1 protein-coding gene is annotated in these 2,087 nt (G+C 50.2%); it reads right to left on the bottom strand.

Annotation, left to right across the window (positions count from 1 at the left end; genetic code table 11):
- Positions 1–317: 317 nt before the first annotated feature.
- The coding region (locus tag QUB35_RS38835; RefSeq protein WP_333148379.1) for a thioesterase domain-containing protein at positions 318–2,087 on the bottom strand (1,770 nt) is incomplete at its 5' end.

The raw sequence follows: 2,087 nt of genomic DNA on the forward strand, positions 1-2,087 counted from the left end.
GTCTCTTTTTATGCAAGCTTTGCTTTTTTCTCTCCGTAATTTCCGATTGTGACAGTTGAGGGTGCGGAATGTGGGTTCTAACTTGTTACCAATGCCCCAGCATAGAAGTGAAGAAAAAGGAGTGTCAGAAAGCGTATGTGACAGTTGAGGGTGCCGAATGTGGGTTCCAGAGCCAAATGATGTGCCAAAGAAAGGTAGAATTTGAGACCTCTGCCAAGAACATGGACGCAAAACAGAGGCGGTTTCAATCCATGAGGTTGAATTGACACCAGTGAAGATTGAAGCGCTGATAACCTTTCTTGGTTGAGGAAATTGGTCTAATGCTCTACTTCCGTTGTCGATTTCTTAGGTTCAGAGCTATGGTCTTCTGAAACATCCTGTAGAGCCTCATCTATGCAAGCTCTCAATTTTTCACCAAGAACCCGAACGCAAGGTTCTGTCAGCAGGGTTAAGTGAAGGCCGGGAACATCGCGGATTTCCAGTCCGCCAGCCACCAAGGAACCCCAACCGAATAGATGGTCATAATAAACTCTTGTCGGTTGGTGTCTAGTGCGGAAGAGGGTTGCCTGACCTGGATAGACTTGTGGTACATAATCTCTGATGGCTTGACTGAAAGCCTCTGTTATCAGCGCATAGGGGTGGGAATCTTCTGTTGAGGGGCGTCTCATCCACAGATTAAAGGTTTTGGCAATCTTACGGGTAATCCTGCTATGCAACCACACCGCTCTTTCTTTGATGTAGGGAAGTTTGTCTTCGGGTCTGAGTCGTAACAGGTTGAGGAAGTTGACGTAAAGTGTCCGACCTGGTGGAAGTTCGTGGACTAATGATTGGGGACTGTAGGCATCAAGCAAGGCCAATACCGCTACCTTCTGACCTCCTGCAACTAGCTGCTGGGCGATCTCGAAAGCTACCATGCCTGCACCAGAGTGACCGGCTAAGAGATAGGAACCTTGGGGCTGGAAGGCGCGTATTTCTCTAAGGTAGTGAGCGGCCATGTCTTCAACCCGCTTGTAGGGAGCTTGTTTGCCATCCAGACCTACAGCTTGCAAGCCGTAAACGGGTTGCTCCTGACCCAGGTAATGTGCCAAATCTCGGTAGCAGAGGACGTTGCCCCCGACGGGATGTATGCAGAACAAAGGCGGTTTAGAACCTCCGGGTTGAATTGCCACCAGCGTTTGCCAAGGTACCGACCATCCTTTCTGGCGGAGAATGTTGGCTAGTTCTTCAATGTTTGGTGCTTGGAAGAGGGTAGCGAGAGGGAGATTTTTCCCGAAGGTTTTCTCGATTTGTGCGAACAGGCGCACGGCTAGAAGGGAGTGTCCTCCCAAATCAAAGAAATTGTCCTTCACGCCGATCGGCTTTTTGCCTAAAACGTTTTCCCAAATTTTTGTTAGTTGGATTTCCAAATCATCGCTGGGAGGCACAAAGGTACTTGCTGGCTCTTGCTTGAGTCGATCGGGTGCGGGCAGGGCGCGGCGGTCTATTTTTCCGTTGGGGGTTAGGGGTAAGGCGTCCGGGAAAACAAAAGCGCTCGGCACCATGTAGTCGGGCAGTTTTTGTTTGAGGAAGCGCCGCAGTTCGTCGGTAGTGGGTTTCTGCTGTTGGTCTGCAACAATGTAGGCTACTAAACGTTTGTCGCTGTCTGTGTCAATCCTTGCTATCACCGCACACTGCCGCACAGCGGGATATTGGGATAGAGTTGACTCAATTTCCCCCAGTTCGATGCGGAAACCGCGGATTTTGACTTGATTGTCGATCCGACCGAGAAATTCGATATTGCCGTCGGGCAGATAATGAGCTAAGTCGCCAGTTTTATAGAGGCGTTCTGGATTTAAAGATTGCTCTTCTTTTGCTCCCTTGCTTCTTGGGAAGGGGTTAGGAATGAATTTCTCTTCGGTCAAGTCTGGGCGGTTGAGGTAGCCTCGGGCTAAGCCGTCGCCGCCGATGTACAACTCGCCGGGAACTCCGATGGGAACCGGCTGTAGGTAGCTATCCAATAGATAAACCTGCGTATTGGTAATGGGGCGTCCGATGGGGACGGAGTTACCGAGTTGGTCAGGCTCTGTTATTGGGTAGCAGCAGGTGAA

This window comes from Microcoleus sp. B13-B6, from assembly GCF_036705405.1.
In the GTDB taxonomy this organism is placed as follows: Bacteria; Cyanobacteriota; Cyanobacteriia; order Cyanobacteriales; family Microcoleaceae; genus Microcoleus.